8 protein-coding genes are annotated in these 16,519 nt (G+C 38.3%); 1 reads left to right on the top strand and 7 read right to left on the bottom strand.

Translation table 11 applies throughout. The features are described 5' to 3' along the window. Positions 1-90: 90 nt before the first annotated feature. The 5 genes from addA to BTR_RS00200 form a co-directional block, all read right to left on the bottom strand. Positions 91-3,564 (bottom strand): double-strand break repair helicase AddA, encoded by a 3,474-nt coding sequence (gene addA / locus BTR_RS00220; protein WP_012230303.1) that lies wholly within the window; start codon positions 3,562-3,564, stop codon positions 91-93. A 2-nt stretch (positions 3,565-3,566) separates the two neighbouring features. Beyond that, entirely contained in the window at positions 3,567-6,692 is a 3,126-nt protein-coding gene (gene addB, locus BTR_RS00215; protein WP_012230301.1) for a double-strand break repair protein AddB, read from the bottom strand. A 458-nt stretch (positions 6,693-7,150) separates the two neighbouring features. Then, positions 7,151-8,725: a peptide chain release factor 3 gene (locus tag BTR_RS00210; protein ID WP_012230299.1), complete on the bottom strand. Its 1,575-nt coding sequence runs from the start codon at positions 8,723-8,725 to the stop codon at positions 7,151-7,153. Beyond that, positions 8,725-10,383: a lysine--tRNA ligase gene (locus BTR_RS00205; protein WP_012230297.1), complete on the bottom strand. Its 1,659-nt coding sequence runs from the start codon at positions 10,381-10,383 to the stop codon at positions 8,725-8,727. The genes BTR_RS00210 and BTR_RS00205 overlap by 1 nt, the downstream gene beginning before the upstream one ends. 374 nt (positions 10,384-10,757) lie before the next feature. After that, entirely contained in the window at positions 10,758-11,993 is a 1,236-nt protein-coding gene (locus BTR_RS00200) for an argininosuccinate synthase (RefSeq protein ID WP_012230295.1), read from the bottom strand. A gap of 166 nt (positions 11,994-12,159) precedes the next feature. Between BTR_RS00200 and BTR_RS00195 the strand changes: the two genes are divergently transcribed. Beyond that, entirely contained in the window at positions 12,160-12,801 is a 642-nt protein-coding gene (locus tag BTR_RS00195) for a LysE family translocator (RefSeq protein ID WP_012230294.1), read from the top strand. A gap of 727 nt (positions 12,802-13,528) precedes the next feature. Here BTR_RS00195 and rlmN read toward each other — a convergent pair. After that, complete coding sequence (rlmN, locus tag BTR_RS00190) at positions 13,529-14,755, bottom strand: dual-specificity RNA methyltransferase RlmN (RefSeq protein WP_012230287.1); 1,227 nt, start codon at positions 14,753-14,755, stop codon at positions 13,529-13,531. 42 nt (positions 14,756-14,797) lie between these two features. Then, the gene (locus BTR_RS00185) at positions 14,798-15,301 is read right to left on the bottom strand and encodes an invasion associated locus B family protein (protein WP_038474405.1); all 504 of its coding nucleotides are present in this window, start codon (positions 15,299-15,301) and stop codon (positions 14,798-14,800) included. Positions 15,302-16,519 lie beyond the last annotated feature (1,218 nt).

Below are 16,519 nucleotides of genomic sequence, written 5' to 3'. Positions count from 1 at the left end.
TTTTTGCACCAAAAATTGTGGCGTGTGTTTATTTGAGCAATTTTAGGAAAGTAAAAAAGCGTAAAGATACTTTGACGGGAAGCAATAACTTTATAAGGCAATTTCATCAAGACATGCCTCGAGTTTTTCTGGAGGAAGTTTAAAAATTTTGGCTTCTTTACTGTAGATAAGCAGAGCTTGGATATCTTTATCAGGATGAATCGCTTGCAACAATTTTCGATAAAGCGCCATTTGCAACCAATGATGAGGAGCAATAGCAGCTTCATTTTCAGGTGGAATCCCTGTTTTAAAATCAGCAAAAATAATGCTGTTTTTCGTGATGTAGAGACGGTCAATTTGACCAGAAATTGCTTGTTCTTTTCCACGAATTTTTACAATCCCCATTAAGGGAACTTCAGCACGTGACTGCTCAGAGAAAAGGGGTTTGAGGTAAACATGATCTAAAATTTTCCAAACATGGCGAAGAGCACGTTCTCTTTGGCTTTCATCCCAATGAGAAGCTTTGATATTGAGATAGTTGCGAGCATAATCTTGACGTTTTTGTGGGGGGCAATCGGGGAGATATTGTAATAATCGGTGAATGAGATGACCATATTCAATGAAAAAAGCTCTGTTGGTGTTTATTTCTCCTAAAACAGGTGAAGTGAAAAGCTGTTTTGGGCTTGACGAAAGTTCTGTATCAGCTTCAATGGAAAGGCTCGCAACTGAAGGTTTTAGGGGTTTTGGGAGAACTGGTTCTACTGATACTTTATGAGAGAAAAAAGCAGGCAAAGGTGGTAAGGCTTGACTCTCAGCGCAAGAAACTTCTTGGTTTATAGAGGCAGAAGAAGATGTAATGCAATAACGCCAAGCTGCAATATCTTCCGCAGGGCCTTTTATAGCAACCGCATGGGGTTCAAGGGCTTTCTTTACCAGTTGTAGCCATGTATGAGAGGGTGTTTTTTGACCTTTATATCCACAAATAAATAAACGATCTTCAGCGCGTGTCATTCCTACATAAAGAAGGCGCCTATACTCTTCTTCGGCACGCTCTTTTAAATGTGAAATTGCTTGCTTAGAGAGTTTTGTATCAAACTTTTCATTGGGGCGCCAAATAAAAGCTTGTTGTCCATTCCCTTGTGCATTGTTTAAAGGAACTTTAAGCAAATGAGGTGCATGCTGAGGATGCCAAATCGCACTACCAGGATCAACCAAAAACACAATAGCAGCCTCTAGTCCTTTTGCGGCATGAACCGTCATGATGCGAATTTCTTCATTGTTTTGTTCAAATTCACGTTTAATTTCTGGCTCGCTTGCAGTTAATGTTTCTAAAAAAGCTTGTAATCCTGGTAATCCTGTTTTTTGAATAGCGAGCGTATAATCCATAAAAGCATCGAGTACATCATTTGCTTCAGATCCTAAACGAGACAGAATTTTTTGTCTTCCCTTATCATTATTCAGAATATGGCTATAAAACTCGAAAACCGGTATTTTATCCACTAAAGTGCGATAATGGTTAAGTCTTTCAAAAGCATCTTTAAAAGATACCTGCGATGATGCGTGTGTACATAAGCTTTGCCAAAGAGAGCCGGTTCGGTGTGCGGCAAGTTGATAAAGTTCCTCTTCACTAAAAGCAAAAAGAGGACTTTTTAAAACGCAAGCAAGAGAAAGATCATCTTGTGGCTGCAAAACAAAACGTCCAAGCGCCATTAAGTCACGGATACTAATATGCTTGGTGAGTTGTAAACGATCAGCCCCTGCTACAGGAATATTAAGGTGTTTAAGAGCACGGGAAAGAGCTGAAACAAATTTATCACGTTTACGAACCAAGATCATAATATCACTTGCCCGTATTAAGCGTCCCTTTGCTGGAAGTATTTCGCCTTTTTGTAACCAATCGGCAATCGTTTCAGCAATTTTTTCGGCTAAACGAACTTCAGGTGTATCTAAATGATCAACACTCAAATGCCAATCATGAGGAAATTCGCTCGTTTCTTTGGAAATGGCATCCCATATAATAACTTCACCTGGGCTATGAACGCGAATAGCTTCATGCACTGTCTTTGTATTTTCTGCCGAAAGTCCTTTATAGTTTTCTGGTGTTTCAAAAACAAGATCAACGCTTTTAAGAACATCCGCTGTAGAGCGAAAAGAGTAATGCAATTGTATTTTTTCAAATTGCTGATTTGTTTGCTGCGCTTTTTTTTGAATGATTCGTCCATTTGCAGCAAAGTTTTCTGGAGCAGCACCTTGAAAAGAATAAATAGATTGTTTTTCGTCTCCAACAGCAAAAAGAGTTCGTATATTTGTTCGTTGGCTATACCCTGAGAAAAATTCTTGTGCCAACAGTTGAATAATTTGCCATTGCTCAGGGTTGGTATCTTGTGCTTCATCAAGGAGAATATGATCAAGCCCACGATCCAGTTTATAGTGCACCCATTGGCTTGCACCTTTACGCTGTAACAAATGAAGCGTACGCTCAATAAGGTCATCAAAGTCTAAGAAGCCATTGGCCTTTTTTAGATTCGTATAGATTTTGAGATAAACGGCACAGAGCTGAAAAGCAGCCATATTGAGGGTGGCAACCTTTGCACATTGATGTTTTTCTAAAAGAAGAGAAAGCTTGTTTTGTTTATCTTCAAGCATTTGTTGAATAAAAGGCCAAATTTCATCTGATTTTTTACGAGATAAATTTGAGAAGCTACGCGGCTCACCTTTTGTTTTAAAATAAATATCAGAAATAATATTGAGAATATTTGTCTCATCACGCGCCTTTTCTAATTGGGAAAATTTTTCCACCATATCCTTAAAGCTTTGGCTACCGTTAATTTCGCAATGTTTAAGAGCATAAAGGGGTAGGCGTGCAGTCTGTTGTATCTGTTCCATCAGGCATTGATTTGTTTCATCGGGTGCTAAGTTGAAAAGCGCGCGCAATTTTTTTTCTCCATTTTCAGATAGAAGAGAAGATAAAAAATCAGAGAGTTTATGTTGCTTTTCAACGGCTTCATAGAGCAGTTGGTTAAAATTATGTTCGCTAATAACTTGAAGTAACTGTTGCAAAGCAGGTTGTACATCACGACGTGCTAAAAGTTGGCAACGAGATTCTTGTCGTAATTTTTCGCGACTGATATCATCGGGAAGTTCGAAATGCCCTGCGATATTGGCTTCTAACATAAATTGATGCAAGAGAGATTCACAAAAAGCATGAATCGTTTGAATTTTCAAGCCACCAGGTGTTTCAAGAGCACGAGCGAAGAGTTGTCGTGCATAAGTTAATTTTTGCGCATTGACGGGTTTATTTTCAAACCGTGTTAAGGTTTCTTGCAACTGTGCATCATCGAGTTCATTCCAACTGGAAAGTGTGCGAAAAATGCGTGATTGCATAACAGCAGCAGCAGCTCTTGTATAAGTAAGGCATAAAATACGCGCTGGAGGCGTACCGTTTAAAAGCAAACGAATAACACGTTCACTTAAAACGTGGGTTTTTCCAGATCCAGCATTTGCAGAAACCCACACGTTTTTTTGGGGATGTGTTGCTGTTGCTTGTGCATCAAGAGCGGCTTCAGGAATAGAAAAAAAAGTCATGATTACTCTTCTTTATAAAAACCACTTGACCATTCCCACAACCGTGCCAAATGGTCGTAGTCACCTTCATATCGTTTTTCCATGGGAACAGCATGTGAAAGATAGCCTTGTTGTGGATTTTGATAATACGTTATAAGTGCAATAAGATTTTTCCATGCAATTTCACCAAGATTAACTGCACTGAGGTAAGTGTTTTCTTCTTTTTTCTTTAAAAGAATGGATTGGGATTTAATTTCACCTTTTCCGTTCAGGGGAATGTAAAATAAATTTGAGGGGGTAAGATCTTGAAAATCTGGAAATGCCCCTTCCATCAGCAAAGCTGTTTCTAAAGCCAATTGTGGAAATAATAATTTACGAACTTGTTTTGATGAAGGAGGTGTTCCAGTTTTGAAATCTAGAATTTCAACCGTTTTGTCTGGCAAAACATCAAGACGATCAACACGCCCTGAAAGGGTTACCCCTGTTGTCCCTATAGAGATTTTTTCTGAGACCACTTCAGCATATCGCTCTCGCGGTCCTAAACTTTGTTCCCATTGAATAAGATGTGGAGCAAGATTTTCAAAACTGTTCCACCAAATGACTTCAATATCGGGTGGAAAATTGAATTTATCAAATTCTTTACGTCCAAGAGTAAGCAGAACATCTAATGCATTTGCGGCATTTGGATTTTTTATCTGTGCGCAAAAAGCTGCAAGAATAGCGTGATAAAGTATTCCGCGCTCAATAGCGCTAGGATCGTGAATAAGTGGTTTAAGTGGTCTCAGTCGTAAGATTTTTTTGGCATAGATAGCATAAGGATCATAGCGCAATGTTTCTATTTCAGTGACTGAAAAATGACGCGGACGTCCATCAAGGGGTGGTACAGGGCAAGGACGTTCTACATCAGAAATCATGTTGGTATGATCAAGCATCTTTGTCCAATGGCGTAATATTTCACCTCGTGCACGAATTTGTTTCCAAGCCTGTTTTCCTACCACTGTTTCTATGCGTTGTAGCCAGCGTGAAGGAATAGAAGGCGTATGATTAACACGCAAGGCGCGACTCATCACCACTTTATCCATTCCCATAGCCCATTGAAAATCATGGGCGGAAAGACCAATACGCTGCTCTGGTGGTTCTAGAGTTAACATCATTTTCATCGGTCGCGATAAAAAAGCATCATTGCGGGTTGATATCGGCCATGACCCTTCATTAAGACCGCCAATAACCACTGTATCAACCGTTTGCAAACGTGATTCTAAAGTCCCCCAAATGAATAAACGCGGATGTCCTCCAGGCGAAGGTGTAACAGAACGCGTTGCAATCAATGCGGAAAACACAGCAGGCCATTCGCAAAGATGAAATGTTAATCCTGATTGATCACTGACCAATTCCCGTAAAAAATTTGAGAGGGCTTGTCCTGCTTCGTGTTGATAAAGATGAGCAAGAGAATTATCCTCACTGCGCCCAAAATTTTCAAAAACCTCAACCGTTGCTATCGCAGCTTCGTTGATGGTGCATTCTTTCTCTTGTTTCATGAGAGAAGCTAAAGGTTCAACAGCTTTCTTCAAAAGATGACACAGGAGACGTGCTTCTTCAAATTTCTGCTGATCAAGGGCATTAATTTCAGAAAAATTATGATCATGAGAATAGGTTTCAATCCATTTTTCAAGAAATTGATCACACTCGCAAAGATTGATGCGCCCCGTGTTCCCTCGAAGAACAAAAAGTTCAAAATTTTCTGCCATTTCGCGTAAACGATGACGGTTTTGTTGGAGTGTTGTCAGTGGATGTTTAAGAAGGGAAAGAAAAGCAATGGGATCATCAGATTGGAAAACATTTTCTAAGATAAGCCGCAAGAGCGTTACAGGCAATGTTTGTGCAAGTGGTATTCCCCCTGAATCATTTGCTTCAATGCCAAATCGCTGTAATTCCGCAGCAACACGGCGGGCTAAGTTACGATCATTGGTAATAAGGGCTGTGGTTTTTTGGGGTTCTTCAATAGCTTTGCGTAAAGCAACAGCGATAGCGAGAGCCTCTTCACGTTCGTTGATAGCTTCAATAAATGACCAATCTGCACAAAGACTTTCATAGTCATCACGAACAATTTGTATCCATTTGTCTGTCGTAGAAGCTGGTCGGAGTGCTTCTGATAAAAGCGCCATTCGCCTTTTTTTTATGCTACTCTGTTGGCCAATTTCGCAAACATGATCGCGTTGACAGTCCATGAGAGTTAGAAGTTTTTTTAAATGATATTGAGGATGGCTAAAAACATTTTCTGCATGATCAAAAAAATCACAAACTGTTTTTTCTTTATTGCTTGTGCTAAGTGCATTCCATTGATCTTCATCCATATGAAGATCAAGGCCTGGAAGAACAACAGCTCCTTTTGGTAGAGAGGCTATAACCTTTAAAAGATGAGAAACTGCAGGAATAGAACCTGAAACACCAGCCGCAATGATCGGTTTATCAGGCTGCGTACGTCGTAAAGTCTCTGCATGCATTGTAAGTGCTTGATTACGCCATTCAGCGGGATTACTTCGCTGCCTTTCTGTCAAGATTTGTGGCCAATTTTGTGTAACAATAGTTAGGAAATCGAGCGTTATTTGCCACCATTCAGCAACCATATCAGGGGCAATATCTTTCAGTTTTGACCAGTCTGCTGCTTCTGTTTCAATTTCATCCATCAAATGTGCCAAATCTTGAGCAAGCCAAATTGCATCGGCACTATGCGCTGGAATAAGTACATCTTCTGTACCAAACAGAGCACGCAAATGTGCAGGCAAACTTTCACGCCATGGACGAATAAGACGCGCTAAAAGCAATAGGCGTTCGCTCTCTCCAATAGGCGGATTAAGCACGCTGGTATGATTTTCAACAAAAAGGAAACTGTCTTCATCAACATCGCCTAGGGCACGAATGGTTGGCAAGAAGGTTGATTGTGTCTCGCTTCTTTCAACAAAGGCTAAACGCAAAGCCCGAGCCGCACGACGTGTCGGAACATAAATAAGACTATCGGCAAGGGCCGTTTGAATATCTCCATTGGGAGCAAAATCATCAATAAGGGTACCAGAGAGCAGCGCATCAACAAAATGAGGCAAAAAAGCCGTTCCAGGAGAAATAGAAAAGACACGTGGTTTATAAGTCATATGATCTCATATTTGGGATAACAAATTTCACCTTATTGATTATTTGCATTATTTTGACTGTATACAATTTTTATACAAGGAAAAACTGAAAAGCTCTCTTTATACAGGAGATTTTGAGCTTATATTCAAAATACTTAAATATACGACCTTGTCTTAAGCCATCGTGAAAAAATATATTAAAGCTTGTCTGATATTTTTCAATGAAGAATTGGCGACAGATTGTTTTCTAACTCACAGAGGCACTATAAAAAAATATTAAAATTTTAAAAGGCGTTATAAATATATTATAACTTATTGAATATAAAAATTAAATTTACCTCTCTCTTTCTATAATGAAATCTGAAAGTGTTCTTTACATACGCCATTGTTTTCAGAAAAAAATAACAATATTTAAATCTCCAACTCAATGTGAAAAATCATTATCAACCAAATTGTTATATAAAAGATTCTTCTTTATGTTAAGAGCGTACTTGATAATCTTTAAAAGCAGAAAATTTTATTTTAGGAGCTCTTTCTGCTTCATAATTCAATGAAAAATGGTTCTCCGCTAAAAAAACTGGATCACCTTCTAAATCGTACGCAATAGCAGAGCGGTGATTGTTAAGAAACTCTTGCAACGCATCTTTGCTCTGCGCTGAAATCCAACGGCATAAATTAAAACGCGCAGACTCAAAATTCACGGGCAAAGAATATTCTATTTTCAATCGTTCTTTTAAAACATCAATTTGCAAAGCTCCAATAACACCAATGAGAGAAGGCGACCCATCATCTGGAATAAACAATTGCACAACCCCTTCTTCAGCCATTTGTTGCAAAGCTTCTTTGAGCTTTTTTGCTTTCATTGGATCGCCCAAACAAACACGACGCAAAATCTCTGGTGCAAAATTGGGTACTCCCTTAAAGAGAATATCTTCTCCTTCAGTCAGAGTATCGCCAATACGCAACGTTCCATGATTAGGAATCCCTACGATATCACCCGCATAGGCTTGATCAGCAATTTGGCGTGAACGCGCAAAGAAAAATTGTGGAGCCGAAAGCGTCATCGGTTTTCCTGTTCGGACCAACTTTGTCTTCATACCGCGTTCAAGTGTTCCGGAACAGACGCGAAAAAATGCAATACGATCACGATGATTAGGATCCATATTCGCTTGAATTTTAAAAACAAATCCCGTCATTTTAGGTTCAGTTGCTATGATATTGCGCTGATCTGCACTTTGATCACGGGGACTTTGACCAAAATCAATAAGCGCATTGATCAAATCACGAACACCAAAATTTCGTAAAGCTGAACCAAAATAAACCGGAGTCATATGACCTTCACGGAAAGCTTGAAGATCAAAATTCTTGCAAACACTTTGAGCGAGTTCTACTCCTTCAAGAAAAGTTGAACGTTGATACTCTGGAAGTAAATGGACAAGCTCATTGGGATTTGAAACGATCCGCTGTGTTATCTCATCATCTTTTTGACGAAAACGGTTATGATGAAGATCATAGGTACCAACAAAATCTTTACCCGTCCCAATAGGCCATGTTATGGGGGCGGTATCAAGCGCAAGTTTTTCTTCAATTTCATCTAAAAGCTCTATAGGATCACGCGCCTCACGATCCATTTTATTGATAAAAGTAACAATAGGGATATCCCGCATCCGACACACTTCAAACAATTTTAGTGTTCTAGGTTCAATCCCGCGGGCGCCATCCAATACCATGATAGCGCTATCAACAGCTGTAAGCGTACGATAGGTATCGTCCGCAAAATCTTCATGACCAGGGGTATCTAGGAGATTAAAAATATGATTTTCATATTCAAACGTCATCACCGAAGTCACAACAGAAATACCACGATCACGCTCAATATTCATCCAATCAGAACGGGTTTGAATACGATCTTTTTTGGCTTTTACTTCTCCTGCAAGTTGAATAGCACCACCAAACAATAAAAGCTTTTCCGTCAATGTTGTTTTCCCAGCATCTGGGTGAGCAATAATCGCAAATGTACGGCGTCGCTTTACTTCCTGGACTCTTCGTTCCATTATTCCTCCATAGGTCGTGCCAATGCTTCGGCAATCAGTGCACGCATTTCATTAATCCCATAAAGCGCTATAAATGATCCCCATCGCGGACCTCGCTCTTGTCCTAAAAGGACCTCATAGAGCATTTGAAAAAAGACATTGGAAACACCAGGACCACCTTCAGGACTCTTTTTGCTATGATCTTGGTAGCGTTCCGTTAGCCGTGCAACATCAAGAAGTGTATTTTGTAGTGTGTTGCCATCAACAGCCTCAGAAAAATTGGCTAATTTTTCATCAATTTGTGCTAATGTTGCGCGCTCGCTGTCATCTGGTATACGAAACTTTTTGTTTGGTTTCACAAAAACATCAAAGTATTTAATGGCAAACTTCACTAATTGATCAAGTTCTGGATAAGTTTGCGCATTGGCTCCTTTAGCATAACGAGAAATAAACCCCCAAAGAACTTCTGCATTCTCTGCATTTGAAGCGCTTACCAAATTTAAAAGCAACGCAAAAGGTACAGGTAAATCAACCTGCGGTGGACAACCATTATGAATATGCCATACAGGATTATTAAGCCGTTCTTGCCAACTTTGGCGACCATAGGCGGAAAGATGCGCATAATATTCATCCACAGCTTTGGGAATAACATCAAAATAAAGCCTTTTGGCTGTCTTGGGCTTTGAAAACATATAAAGCCCTAAACTCTCTGTTGGAGCATAAGTAAGCCATTCATCAATGGTTAAGCCATTTCCCTTGGATTTGGAAATTTTCTGCCCTTTATCATCCAAAAAGAGTTCATAGTTAAATCCTTCTGGAGGCTTTCCACCTAGTACTTTACAAATTTTAGAAGAAAGATTGGTAGAATCGATAAGATCTTTTCCTGCCATTTCATAATCAATGCCAAGCGCTGTCCAGCGCATAGCCCAATCAACCTTCCATTGACACTTAACCTTGCCCCCTGTAACCTCTGTTTCTATAGTTTCTCCTGTTTCAGGTTCAATATAAGTAACCGTTCCTTTTTCAACATTCCGCGCAATCATCGGTACTTGTAATACTTTTCCAGAAAAAGGAGAAATCGGTAAAAAGAGAGAATAGGTCGCCTGTCGCTCTTCACCCAATGTTGGTAAAATAATTGTCATTACCTTGTCATAACAAGCAAGGATTTTTAAAAGTGTTTCATCAAAACGACCGGAACTGTAATAATCCGTCGCACTTGCAAATTCATAATCAAAACCAAAACGATCAAGAAAAGCCCGTAAACGTGCGTTATTCGCCACTCCAAAAGAAGGATAATCATCCCCAAAAGGATCAGGTACACGGCTCAACGGTTGACCAAGATAATGTTCCATCTTCTCGCGATCAGGCACATTTTCAGGAACCTTGCGCAAACCATCCATATCATCAGAAAAACAAAGCAACTTTGTTTTTACTTTATTCTCTGTAAGAATATGAAAGGCATGACGCACCATGGTTGTACGTGCAACTTCCCCAAAAGTCCCAATATGCGGTAAACCAGAAGGTCCATAACCTGTTTCAAATATTACACTGTCCGGATAACCCGTCTTTTCATACCGCTTGATAATCTTACGTGCTTCTTCAAATGGCCAAGTTCTCGATTGAGCAGCCGCATCCTTTAATTCAGGCGTAAGGCTAAGGGCGTCACACTGATTACGCATCGTTATTTATCCTAAAAAATTATACTCTTTCAAAATAGGGTGTATGGTTCTTGAATTTATTCGTCAATAATAGCAAGCAAAAAGATGTAAATTTCTTTATACTCTTGGTCAAAATACAAAAACCACCCTCGCTGTAAACATATTTCGTTCCGAGTGAAATAAAAAACATTGAAGATTATAAAGAAAAATTGTCTTTTTTTGATTATCAGAGCCTTCATTATTATTTTCGTGGATCTTGCTTATTATGGTTATTCGCAAAAAAGCGAAGATTCTAACATTGAACGAAAGAACTATAAAAACCAACAGATAAAAATTCTTAAGTTAAGCGTTTCATACAAAAGTACTGACCCACATGATACTTATCAAAGTAATTTTTATTTCTTTTCTTGATTCCCTTGACAACGCCTTGCTAATGTACGCAAACGTAGAGCATTTAATTTAATAAAACCAGTTGCATCTCTTTGATCATAAGCACCTTGATCATCCTCGAACGTTACCAATTCACTCGAATAAAGTGATTTTTTGCTTTGGCGCCCTTCAACAATCACGTTCCCCTTATAAAGCTTTAACGTGACTTCACCTTCGACATGTTCTTGAGATAAATCAATCGCTGCCTGCAACATTTTACGTTCGGGAGAAAACCAAAAGCCATAATAAATGAGTTCTGCATAACGTGGCATCAATTCATCTTTCAAATGCGCTGCACCACGATCCAGCGTTAAAGATTCTATAGCTCTGTGCGCTGCTAAAAGAATGGTTCCACCTGGTGTTTCATAAAAACCCCGCGATTTCATACCTACAAAACGATTTTCTACCAAATCTAACCGACCAATACCATTATCCCGCCCATAACGATTTAGTTCTGCAAGTAACGTTGCTGGAGATAAATTTTTTCCATTGATTGAAACAGCATCGCCTTTTTTAAAGCCAAGAGTGATTCTGGTTGCCTGATCGGGAGCATCTTCCGGTGAAAGAGTACGAATATGGACATATTCAGGAGCAGGAAGTGCTGGATTTTCTAGAATCTTTCCTTCTGATGAAGAATGTAATAAATTTGCATCCACGGAAAAAGGTGCTTCGCCTTGCTGATCCTTTTCTACAGGAATTTGATGCATACGCGCAAATTCAAACAGATCTGTCCGACTCTTAAAGTCCCAATCACGCCATGGTGCAATAATCTTTATATCAGGATTAAGTGCATAAGCAGAAAGCTCAAAGCGTACCTGATCATTGCCTTTTCCTGTTGCTCCATGAGCAATGGCATCGGCCCCTGTTTCCTTAGCAATTTCAATAAGGCGTTTTGAAATAAGTGGACGTGCAATTGACGTTCCTAAAAGATAAGCCCCTTCATAAACGGTATTGGCTCGAAACATCGGAAAAACAAAATCGCGCACAAATTCTTCACGCAAATCTTCAATGTAGATTTCTTTAACACCGAGCATTTCAGCTTTACGACGAGCAAGCTCTAACTCTTCTCCCTGCCCCAAATCCGCTGTAAAAGTTACAACTTCAGCGTCTAGCGTACTTTGCAACCATTTGAGAATAATTGACGTATCCAATCCCCCCGAATAAGCCAAAACAACTTTTCTAATATTTTGCCACTTTTTCATTCTAACGCTCTATACGAATTGCTCTTTTTTTCTAAAAAATTAAAACGATGCAAGAAATATAAAAATAAATTCTCTTTAAACAACATTAAAAAGACTCAAAAAGCATAAATAAAGACGCCTCAAAGTATAAATAATGAACATTACTTAAAAATAAGAGGAGATTGACGTGTCATTTCTACCGGAGTGGTCTATTGTTGTACAATTTGCTTTAGCATCGTTGATTTTAGCACTTATTCCAGGACCTGATATGATGCTTTCTGTAGGACGAACCATTACACAAAGCAAAAAAGCTGGAATTATGTGTGCCTTGGGAAGTGCAACAGGATTTGCCATTCAAGTTACCGCCGTAGCGCTTGGCTTATCAGCGCTTATTTTTGCTGCGCCACACGCTTTTGTTCTTCTGAAAATTGTGGGCGCCTTTTATCTTTTATGGTTTGCCTTTCAAGCGTTACGGAAAAAACCCACACTTTCCTTTGAATCAACATCTTCTAAATCTCAAAGCTCTAAACGTAACTATCTTGCTGGTATTGGAATTAATCTTCTCAATCCTAAAGTCATACTCTTTAACGCCACATTCTTACCACAATTTATCAATGCGAATGATCCTATGGCAACACAAAAACTACTCTTTTTGGGACTCTCTTATATTCCTATTTCTTTTCCTATTACAATTTCAGTCATTTTTACAGCACATAAACTTACCAAGACCCTTAAACAAAACCCCCTTTATCTTCGCTTTCTCGACTGGCTTATTGCTGGTACCTTTACCAGCTTTGCCCTCCATCTTCTTATCGTTACAAAAAATTGATTTATAAGGTATAATTTATCGTTTTTAATTTAAATGAGGACTCTAGATACTGTGAAACGCTCTCATTTTAAATCTGTTTATGTTGAATTAAACAATAGCTTTCCCTTGCGTATCACAAGAAAAGCTTGAATTGTTATGTGGATAAAAACTATCTAAGAAAAGAATATTTCTTATGAACTGTCTCAAATACCAAAAGTTGTTACAATATTAAAAGTTAAAAAATATGGATATATCATGTATTTCACAGAAGCTTGTTGTTATACTCCTTACAAGTATTGTCGTGAAATGGGGGGCGCACTAAAAGGTACTTAAAAAAACATGTCAATGGACAACACAATGGTGTTTATATCTTAGCCCCTCTGTTTCGCATGTGAAACGTAATTTTATTAAAAAATATAATAAACAAAAGCATGGGACAATATACATCTTCACTCTTTTAAATATATTATCGTCAATGCTTTTAAGCTGAAGTAAGGAATATGAGAGTGAAGTGGAAATGAGTAACCCTTGAGGCTTTCCTCTAAATGAGGTTGCATCCTCATTTCAGGGATTATGTAGACAGACTTTATGCAATATCTTTTCCTCCATTGCCCCCATAAAAGCTGAGGCTGTTCATCTCGCACTTATCCATATTAATCTGTGTCTCACACATGCTTATTTTATACGAGGTTTATATGTTGATTTACGGAAAAAAGTACAGGCTTTATATCGTTGAAAATTGCGTTAACTAATGACCAATGGCATTTTCAAGTTTCAAACGTTCAGATTTCCGTAAGCGCTCTGAAGCCGATTTAAGCTGTCCACATGCAGCTAAGATATCGCGTCCACGCGGTGTGCGAATAGGAGAAGCATAGCCTGCTTGATTAACAACATCAGCAAAACGCTCGATTTGCTCCCAATCAGAACATTGATAATTACTCCCTGGCCACGGATTAAAAGGAATTAAATTGATCTTAGCAGGAATCCCTTTCAATAACTGAATTAATCGCTTAGCATCATCTAAACTATCATTGATATCTTTCAGCATAACATATTCAAATGTGATTCGTTTTGCATTAGACAGACCAGGATAATTACGGCAAGCATCCATTAACAAAGTAAGCGGATATTTTTTATTGATCGGAACAAGCATATCCCTTACTGTATCGTGTACGGCGTGGAGTGAAATTGCTAACATAACACCAATTTCTTCCCCAGTGCGAATAATTCCAGGAACAACCCCACTGGTTGAAAGCGTAATCCGACGTTTTGATAAAGAAAGCCCATCGCCATCAGAAGCAATCAATAAAGCTTTTTTTACAGCTTCATAATTATAAAGAGGTTCTCCCATTCCCATCATAACAATATTGGTAACTTTGCGTCCTTCAACAGGAACAATTGCCCCATCAGGGGTATTCTTATCAGGAAAATCACCCAAACAATCACGTGCAACCAATAATTGTGCCAAAATTTCTTCCGCGGTCAAATTGCGAACAAGCATCTGCGTTCCCGTATGACAAAAAGAGCAGGTTAACGTACACCCTACTTGCGATGAAAGACATAAAGTACCACGTCCTTCTTCAGGGATATAAACCGTTTCAATTTCAACAGGCCTTCCAGCCCCACGTGCTGGAAAACGTAAGAGCCATTTACGTGTACCATCCTTTGATATTTGTTCTCCAACAATTTCCGGACGCGCAATGGAAAAATGATGTTTAAGTGTTTCCTGCATTACTTTAGAAATATTCAGCATTTCATCAAAATTTGAAACACCACGTACATAAAGCCAATGCCAAAGCTGACGTGCACGCATACGCGTTTGACGCTCTGGTACACCAACAGTCTTCAAAGCTTGCACTATCTCATCTTGCGATAATCCAATTAAAGAGAGTTTAGAACTCTCCTTCACAACAATATTATCTGTTTTTCGTTCTAGACATGAACCAACAGGTCTAAGATCATAGGAAATAGCCATTGCTTTCCAATTTACATCACTATTTTAGAAGTTATCAAAACCTTAATGGCACTTTTGAGCTGCATTTAAGGCAGCAGTGACCCCTTTTAAGGAATAAGTATAGGTGGTATGCGTTCCCCGTTTTGATATTGCTTGCACTGTCATATTGTTTCCAGCACGCATAGCAGAAACAAGCTGTTTTTCTAGCTCTGATGACGCCAACCAAGCTGAGGAATCCTTCGTGAAAAAATCAAAGTCCTTATCTCCAATGGTCACTGTCACTCTCGACCCTTCTTGAAGCGTATAACCAGCCATAAACTGCGGTTCAAACGAAAGAGGCGATTGAGAACGCTTGGTAACTAAGAAAAAATTATCACCATGATTAACCGTCGTTGGAAGAGCCTTCAAAGGAACAGACAACACATAGCAAATCGTATTTTGGGACGATTTATAAGAATAGGCTCCCCACGCTTCAAATTGATTTAAACGGCTTGGCGTTTGTGCATACGCCGCCCCAGCTGTAACAAGAACCATTACAGATGCAGCAATAACAGTCTTTTTAAACATCTTCATTTAGCTCACTTCTTTAATCTTTAACAAGACTCTCTTCATTGGAAAAGTTCAAATAAAAACTTCTCGATACTCACGTGTAATTATCCTAATTCCTTCAATAAACAAAATATTTTCACAGCAATCAGAACAGATTTTCACGTTCCATTGTGACCTTTTAGTCGTTACTAAAATATGAACTTTTTATTCAATAATCACATTAAAAAAACAACATTTTTGATTTTATATCACTCATTTCGTTTTTGCATAAAAAACGTTCTCTTTAATCTGCTGCAAAACTTTGAAAATACACCCTGCACTCTAAAAGAAATTTCATAGCCTTGTGAATATCATTTATCAAATCTAAACATTCAATACATGTATGTCCGTAAGATACCCCACCTTTCATTCATTATAGTGTATTCATACCTCGTATTCAATATCGTCCTGATATTGCCTTTTCATAATATTAAAAATATCTTGCAAAAATAATCAAATATTATCAATATATTAATCATAAAACATAGAGACTTTCGATCCTGTCTCAATAAAGATATGCAACTTTGTTTGTTATGAAACTATTTCCCTATATCTCATCTCAAATTATTAATTTCTAAAATGATTTTAACCGCTTACACAAGATTAACCATATTGTTAATGCATTAGAGAATATCTTCCTTCCTGTTACAAAAACTTATGAAGAATTCTTTTGTCTCGTTTTCTTATCTTATTTTTAAGTAATTTATAAATAAAAATATAAAACTTTTTTCTACAGCAGCTCTAAACTATCTACATTATTGTTTTTAAACAACATTTTAATCAATTAAAGCATCATTGAATAAATCTTTCTATAAAACTCTTTCACCCAACCTAAAGCTATCATTTTCATTCATACTGTACAAAATTGTTTTTTAGCATGAGTTCTATACAACAGTTGCGATCTAAACCATATCTATTAAAATAGTTGATCTCTTCCTCGCCTTCAAAGGACGAAGATTCTTAACCCCATCTGACCTGTCAACAATTCGGTTTTTGTTGAGCGTGCTCCTCTTGTCTTTCAATTCATGGAATTCTACAAACAAGTCCTGCTTAAGAATATTTACGAGGTATCCTAAAAAGCACTTAATGTATTAAGGAAACTTACATGCCTTATATCATCATACTTCACATGCTATTGTTTTACAGCATAAAAGGATAAAAGAATTCAAGAGCATAATGATTGGGTGCTTTAATATA

This window comes from Bartonella tribocorum CIP 105476, from assembly GCF_000196435.1.
Lineage (GTDB): Bacteria > Pseudomonadota > Alphaproteobacteria > Rhizobiales > Rhizobiaceae > Bartonella > Bartonella tribocorum.
This window is presented reverse-complemented; position numbering and strand designations above follow the sequence as displayed.